The following is a 6,402-nucleotide window of genomic DNA, read 5'->3' on the forward strand; positions in this document are numbered from 1 at the left end:
TGGATGAGGACCTGGATGGCATCCGTTTGCCAATGCCGATTCTGTTGGAGCGGCTGGAGGACTTCCCGGGGGATGACCCCGAGGAAATCGATCTGGAAAAACTGGCCGGCAATCCGTTGCTGCTGGTGGTGTTGACGGCGGATAACCGTTTTTTGGCGGGGGATGACGTGCTGGCAACCTATACCGCCCAAGACACCGGGCAACCCGCCGATGTGGTGGTGAACGTCAGGGGAAAAGTCGCGGCGGATCCGTTCGGGGTCAAAAAAACCTTGTTCATCGAGGTACCCAACGCCAAGGTCTTCGCGAGCAGCCGCGTGACCGTGACCTACGAACTGCGCAGGCCCAACGGTGATCTGGTGGGCAACTCGATCACGGCCAACGCAACGGTAACCGGAACCACGCCGATTGATCTGTTACCGCCGTTTCTCGTGGCACCGGCTGTCGATCCGGTCGATGTGCTGGCCTACCCGAACGGGGTCACGATGCGCATCGAATACCTTGCAGCCCTTGATGGCGATCGTGCGCGATTGGCCGAGGTCGATCCGCCGGCAGGTTCGCCACAGTTTCCGCTGGTGGCATTCAACAGCAACAAACGGGTGAACACAGTGCTGAACCCGGCGTTCCTGGCAGCACGCCATGGCAAGCAGATTGAGTTGCGCTGGAATCTGAATCGCAATGGAAGACAAGACGGGAAATCGCCGGTGGCAGAGTTCCGTGTATTGCAGATTGCGGATGGCGACTCGAGACTGCCGATACCGCATATTGCGGGTGAAGAGAGCAGTGTTTTGGATGTGACAAAGTTACTGAGTCGCGACTTGCTAAAATCCGCTCCGTGGCTGTATCAAGCTCGCGGGCAAACGGTTTGGGGTGTCTATGAGGGGATTAATGATCAAGGCGAAGCCATTACGCGCACCGAACCCAATGGTGTAACGATTGATCAAACGGGCGATTTCGAATGGCCCATCCCCGTTACATGGCTCAAAAGCCTGCGACACGGCAGCGACCTGCGCGTCAAGCTCATGATCAACGCTAACGGAACCTCCGACTCATCAGAAGCTGTGAGCACACAGACACGCTTGTATAGGGTGCAGAGACAGATCCTGCAAGTATCAGAAAACTTCAACTCTCTCGCGCCCTTCTTCAGCACTGAGGAGGGTGAATTAATAACGCCCAACATTAAAATCACAACGAGGAAAATCCGATTTCCCGATATCGCCTGGGCAATTGGAACAACTGAAGGCGAGAACCTCTTTCCAGGAAAAGTAGACGGCAGGCACTTCGAAATAAACGCGGCAGAAACCGAATTCAATTTTGGCAGGACGTGTTCTCGTGTGAGCTTTTGGTATACGCACGTTGACTTTGCCAATCACAGAGTCGAAGCCCGCGATGACACCGGTCTTTTGTTGGATAGCAGAATCTTGCAAATCAATAGGGGAATACGAGCAGATCAATTGATATTCAATCATGACGACATATACAGCATCACCATCATCCCCGACTCTCGTGAAGCGCTGATATTTGACAATTTTGAACTCACCACACAGTAAAACCATGTCATCAAGGACTACACGGAGCCAGACCCCTGCCCAATAAAACCCGCCGGATGTACGAGGCTTGATTGATGTGTTGTCGTGACTGACGCTTTCGGGAGCGGGCTTGCTCGCGAAGGCGACCTCACAGGCAAGACACGTCCTCCCGGCATAAAAAAACCGCTGCCCCATTCAATCGGGACAGCGGTTTTCTGTTTCATCTCAGCACAGTCAGGAATCGCGACGCAGATCCGGCGGAATCGGCAGATCGTCCTTGAGCGGATCCGGGCGCTTGCCTTTGCCCGCGCGGAATTGGCGGATCTGGTAGACGTAGGCCAGGACTTGGGCAACCGCCAGGTACAAGCCGCCAGGGATTTCCTGGTCAAGTTCGGTGGAGTAGTAGATCGACCGCGCCAGCCCCGGCGACTCAAGGAGCATGACGTTGTTGGCCACGGCGATTTCACGAATTTTCAGTGCCAGGAAGTCGCTACCCTTGGCCAGCAGGACTGGCGCCCCGCCCTTCTCCGAATCGTATTTGAGCGCCACGGCGTAGTGGGTCGGGTTGGTGATGACCACGTCGGCAGTCGGAATCGCCGCCATCATCCGCCGCTGCGACATCTCGCGCTGGGTCTGGCGAATCCGCTGTTTGACCTCTGGCCGGCCTTCTTGATCCTTGTGCTCGTCGCGCACTTCCTGCTTGGTCATCAGCAGTTTCTTGTGGGCTTCCCAGAGCTGCACCGGCACGTCGACCGCCGCGATGATGATCAGCCCGCAAGCCAGCCACAAGGTACTCCAGGCCACCAGCGTGACGCTGTGAATGATCGCCCGGTCCAGCGGTTCATGGGCGATTCGCAGAAAGTCGTCGACGTCGGCGGACAGCACCACCAACGCCACACTCAAGGTGATCAAAAACTTCGCCAGCGCCTTGAGCAACTCGACCACGGACTTGAACGAGAACATCCGCTTGATGCCCGCAGCCGGGTTCATCCGGCTGAACTTGGGCGCCATGGAACCGGCCGCGAACAGCCAGCCACCAAGGGAAATCGGCCCGACCAGCGCGGCAATCAACAAGGTGATCATGATCGGCTGAATCGCCACCAGCGCGAGCTTGCCGGACTGCATCAGAAACGCGCCCATGGAACCCTGATTCATGATCACTTCGCGCGACAGCGTGAAGTTCATACGCATCAGGTCCATCAGGTCTTCCGCCAGCATGCCGCCGAATATCAACAGTGCGCTGGCGCCGGCCATCATCACGGCAAGGGTGTTGAGTTCTTTCGAGCGGGCGATCTCACCCTTCTCACGGGAATCCTTTTTACGTTTCTCCGTGGGGTCTTCTGTTTTGTCCTGACCGCTTTCGCTCTCAGCCATGAGTCAGCGCGCCCGTGCCAGTTCACGTAGCAACTGCAAGGCCTCGGTGGCCAGCGGTTGATACTGATTGAGAATGTCCGCCAGACCGACCCAGACGATGAACAGGCCGAGCACCAGGGTCAGCGGAAAACCGATGGAGAAAATATTCAGTTGCGGCGCGGCACGGGTCATTACGCCAAAGGCAATGTTGACCACCAGCAACGCCGTCACTGCCGGCAACACCAGCAACAACGCCGCCCCCAGCACCCAGCCGAGTTTGCCGGCCAACTCCCAGTAATGCGCGGTCATCAATCCGCTGCCCACCGGCAACGTGGTGAAGCTTTCAGTGAGGACCTCGAACACCACCAGATGACCATTCATTGACAAGAACAGCAGCGTCACCAGCATGGTGAAGAACTGCCCGATCACCGCCACCGAGACACCGTTGGCCGGGTCGACCATCGAGGCGAAGCCCATACCCATCTGGATCGCGACAATCTGCCCGGCGACGGCAAAGGCCTGGAAAAACAGCTGCAAGGAAAATCCGAGCACAGCGCCGACCAGAATCTGCTCGGCGATCAACAGCAGACCACTGAGATCGAGCGGGCTGACTGCCGGCATCGGCGGCAGCCCCGGCACAATCACCACGGTAATCGCCACGGCGAAATACAGGCGCACACGCCGGGGGATGAGGGTTGTGCCGAACACGGGCATGACCATCAGCATCGATGCGACGCGAAACAGCGGCAACATGAACGTCGCCACCCAGGAACTGATCTGGGTGTCGGTCAACTGCAGCAGCGATTGCATGGCCTAGCCGATGACCATCGGAATGTTTTTGTACAACTGGATGATGTATTCCATGAAGGTCTGCACGATCCACGGGCCGGCGACGATCAGTGTGACCAGCATCACCAGCAGACGCGGCAGGAAGCTCAGGGTCTGTTCGTTGATCTGCGTGGCCGCCTGGAACATCGCCACCAGCAAACCGACCAACAGGCTCGGCACCACCAGAATCGCGACCATCAGCGTAGTCAGCCACAGCGCTTCACGAAATATGTCGACCGCGACTTCCGGCGTCATGGCGAGACACCCCCGAAACTGCTGGCGAGCGTGCCGATGATCAGTGCCCAACCATCGACCAGCACAAACAGCATGATTTTGAACGGCAGGGAAATGATCAGCGGCGAGAGCATCATCATACCCATCGCCATCAGCACACTGGCCACGACGAGGTCGATGATCAGGAACGGAATGAAGATCATGAAGCCGATCTGGAACGCGGTTTTCAGCTCGGACGTGACGAACGCGGGAACCAGAATGGTCAGCGGCGCCTGGTCCGGGGTGGCAATGTCGGTGCGCTTGGACAGGCGCATGAACAGCTCCAGATCACTGGTGCGGGTCTGCGCGAGCATGAAGTCCTTGATCGGCACCTGAGCTTTTTCCACCGCTTGCTGAGCGGTGAGTTTCTCGGCGAGGTACGGCTGCAATGCATCGTTGTTCACGCGATCAAACACCGGCGCCATGATGAACATGGTCAGGAACAGCGCCATGCCGGTGAGGATCTGGTTCGACGGTGTCTGTTGCAGACCCAGGGCCTGACGCAGGATCGAGAAGACGATGATGATCCGCGTGAAGCTGGTCATCAGGATGACCGCCGCCGGGATAAAACTCAGCGCGGTCATGATCAGCAGGATCTGCAGACTGACCGAGTATTCCTGCGCGCCGTCGGCGTTGGTGCCCAGCGTGATTGCCGGGATCGACAACGGATCGGCGGCGAACGCCAGCGGCGCGGCCAGCAACAGGGCCAGCGTCAAGACGATGCGTAGCGCACCCATTACTTCTTATCCTTCTGATCCTTGCCGAGAATCTTCAGCAGATGCTGAGCGAATTCCGGGGTCGCTTTCTCGCTGGTACCTGGCACTTCGACCGGCTCTTTGAGCACGTGCAACGCGGTGATGGTGCCGGGGCTCAGACCGAGCAGAATCTGCTCGTTGCCAACCTGCACCAGCATCAAACGGTCACGCGGCCCGAGCGCACGCGAGCCAATCAACTCGATCACCTGGCCCTTGCCCGCCGGACCTGCCTGCTGCACCCGGCGCAACAGCCAGGCGAGGAAGAAGATCAGCCCCAGCACCAGCAACAAGCCGAATACCAGTTGCGTCAATTGCCCGGCCACGCCACTGCTGACCATCGGCGCGGTCGCCGCGGCCGGCGCAACAGCCGCTGTAACTGCGGCAGTCGTTGCCGCAGGTTCAGCGGCCAGTACGCTCAACGGCAACGCCAGCAGAACCCAGAGAAAGCGCTTCACTTAGCGCAGCTTCTTGATGCGTTCGCTTGGGCTGATCACGTCGGTCAGGCGGATGCCGAACTTCTCGTTGACCACTACCACTTCGCCGTGAGCGATCAGCGTGCCGTTGACCAACACGTCCAGCGGCTCACCCGCCAGACGATCCAGCTCGATGACCGACCCCTGGTTGAGTTGCAGCAGGTTGCGGATGTTGATGTCGGTGCTACCCACTTCCATCGAGATGGACACCGGAATGTCGAGGATCACGTCCAGGTTAGGACCGTCCAGCGTCACCGGATCGTTGTTCTTCGGCACGCTGCCGAACTCTTCCATCGGCAGACGGCTGGAGCTGGCGGTGCCGGCGTCAGCAGCCAGCAGCGCATCGATGTCAGCCTGGCCGTCACCGGTCTCTTCCAGGGCTGCAGCCCATTCGTCAGCCAGTGCCTGATCGTCCTGGGCGTTCATATCGTCGTTCATCATTTGTCCTCGGCGGGCAACAATTCAGCTAAATGTGTGGGGGTGAGAGCGGCGCTTCAGCGACGCTCGATCGGCTCGATCACTTGCAACGCGAGGTTGCCTTTGTGCGAGCCCATCTTGACCTTGAAGGCCGGCACGCCGTTGGCGCGCATGATCATGTCTTCCGGCATTTCCACCGGGATCACATCCCCCGGTTGCATGTGCAGGATGTCGCGCAGCTTCAACTGGCGGCGGGCGACGGTGGCACCGATCGGCACGTCGACATCGAGCACGTCCTGGCGCAGAGCATTGACCCAGCGCTCGTCCTGATCGTCGAGGTCCGACTGGAAACCGGCGTCGAGCATTTCACGCACCGGCTCAATCATCGAGTACGGCATGGTCACGTGCAGGTCGCCGCCACCGCCATCGAGTTCGATGTGGAATGTCGACACGACAATCGCTTCGCTCGGGCCGACGATGTTGGCCATGGCCGGGTTCACTTCCGAGTTGATGTACTCGAAATTGACTTCCATGATCGCCTGCCAGGCTTCTTTCAAATCGACGAAGGCCTGCTCCAGCACCATGCGCACCACGCGCAGTTCGGTCGGGGTGAATTCACGGCCTTCGATCTTGGCGTGACGACCGTCGCCGCCGAAGAAGTTGTCCACCAGTTTGAACACCAGTTTGGCGTCGAGGATGAACAGCGCAGTGCCGCGCAGGGGTGTGATCTTGACCCGGTGGAGGCTGGTCGGCACGTCCCGCGAGTGCACGTATTCG

7 protein-coding genes and 1 pseudogene are annotated in these 6,402 nt (G+C 58.8%); 1 reads left to right on the plus strand and 7 read right to left on the minus strand.

The features are described from left to right. Window positions 1-1,547: pseudogene (locus ACIOWE_RS29475) on the plus strand (hypothetical protein); the annotation flags it as partial. 213 nt (window positions 1,548-1,760) lie between these two features. On the opposite strand, the gene flhB reads toward ACIOWE_RS29475, so the two are convergent. From flhB to fliM, 7 genes are all read right to left on the minus strand, one after another. After that, entirely contained in the window at window positions 1,761-2,900 is a 1,140-nt protein-coding gene (gene flhB, locus ACIOWE_RS29480; RefSeq protein WP_401398458.1) for a flagellar biosynthesis protein FlhB, read from the minus strand. 3 nt (window positions 2,901-2,903) lie between these two features. Continuing rightward, complete coding sequence (gene fliR / locus ACIOWE_RS29485; protein ID WP_103305378.1) at window positions 2,904-3,689, minus strand: flagellar biosynthetic protein FliR; 786 nt, start codon at window positions 3,687-3,689, stop codon at window positions 2,904-2,906. A 3-nt stretch (window positions 3,690-3,692) separates the two neighbouring features. Beyond that, window positions 3,693-3,962: a flagellar biosynthesis protein FliQ gene (gene fliQ, locus ACIOWE_RS29490; protein WP_007920026.1), complete on the minus strand. Its 270-nt coding sequence runs from the start codon at window positions 3,960-3,962 to the stop codon at window positions 3,693-3,695. Next, window positions 3,959-4,717, minus strand: coding sequence for a flagellar type III secretion system pore protein FliP (gene fliP / locus ACIOWE_RS29495; RefSeq protein WP_064121002.1), 759 nt, complete (start codon window positions 4,715-4,717; stop codon window positions 3,959-3,961). The genes fliQ and fliP overlap by 4 nt, the downstream gene beginning before the upstream one ends. Next, window positions 4,717-5,190 (minus strand): flagellar biosynthetic protein FliO, encoded by a 474-nt coding sequence (gene fliO / locus ACIOWE_RS29500; protein ID WP_401398460.1) that lies wholly within the window; start codon window positions 5,188-5,190, stop codon window positions 4,717-4,719. The genes fliP and fliO overlap by 1 nt, the downstream gene beginning before the upstream one ends. Next, a complete protein-coding gene (gene fliN, locus ACIOWE_RS29505; RefSeq protein ID WP_401398462.1) occupies window positions 5,191-5,646 on the minus strand; it encodes a flagellar motor switch protein FliN in 456 nt (151 codons plus the stop codon). A 56-nt stretch (window positions 5,647-5,702) separates the two neighbouring features. Next, window positions 5,703-6,402, minus strand: a 700-nt coding sequence (fliM, locus tag ACIOWE_RS29510; protein ID WP_401398464.1) for a flagellar motor switch protein FliM, incomplete at its 5' end; no start/stop codon positions are given.

Origin of the sequence: Pseudomonas sp. NPDC087598, from assembly GCF_044743525.1 — a bacterium.
GTDB lineage: Bacteria > Pseudomonadota > Gammaproteobacteria > Pseudomonadales > Pseudomonadaceae > Aquipseudomonas.

Excerpts from the sequence above, each read along its gene's own strand:
- fliN (WP_401398462.1), bottom strand. The coding sequence starts at position 5,646 with ATGAACGACGATATGAACGCCCAGGACGATCAGGCACTGGCTGACGAA.
- fliP (WP_064121002.1), bottom strand. The coding sequence starts at position 4,717 with ATGGGTGCGCTACGCATCGTCTTGACGCTGGCCCTGTTGCTGGCCGCG.
- flhB (WP_401398458.1), bottom strand. The coding sequence starts at position 2,900 with ATGGCTGAGAGCGAAAGCGGTCAGGACAAAACAGAAGACCCCACGGAG.
- fliQ (WP_007920026.1), bottom strand. The coding sequence starts at position 3,962 with ATGACGCCGGAAGTCGCGGTCGACATATTTCGTGAAGCGCTGTGGCTG.
- fliR (WP_103305378.1), bottom strand. The coding sequence starts at position 3,689 with ATGCAATCGCTGCTGCAGTTGACCGACACCCAGATCAGTTCCTGGGTG.